1 protein-coding gene is annotated in these 255 nt (G+C 67.1%); it reads left to right on the top strand.

The annotated features are described in order from the left end of the window. A partial coding sequence (locus tag KVP70_RS33765; protein ID WP_217946784.1) for a hypothetical protein occupies positions 1-255 on the top strand: 255 nt, incomplete at both ends.

Genomic DNA, 255 nt, shown 5'->3' with positions numbered 1-255 from the left:
CGCGGTCAATTTCGTGCATTGGGCGCGCGACGAGTTCGACGCCGATACGCTGGCGCGCACGCTGGCGTCAACCTCGCTCAACTTCGACCTGGCGATGTACGAATGCTTCGTCCCGCTGAGCATGGGGTTGACCGTCACCATCGTCGCCAACGCGCTGTCCCTGCTGACGCAGGCGGTGGAGGTGAGCCTGATTAACACGGTGCCGTCGGCGATCGACGCGCTGGTGGGTGCCGGCGCGGTGCCGGCCTGCGTGGG

This window comes from Duganella violaceipulchra (assembly GCF_019166075.1).
Classification (GTDB): domain Bacteria; phylum Pseudomonadota; class Gammaproteobacteria; order Burkholderiales; family Burkholderiaceae_D; genus Rugamonas; species Rugamonas violaceipulchra.
This window is presented reverse-complemented; position numbering and strand designations above follow the sequence as displayed.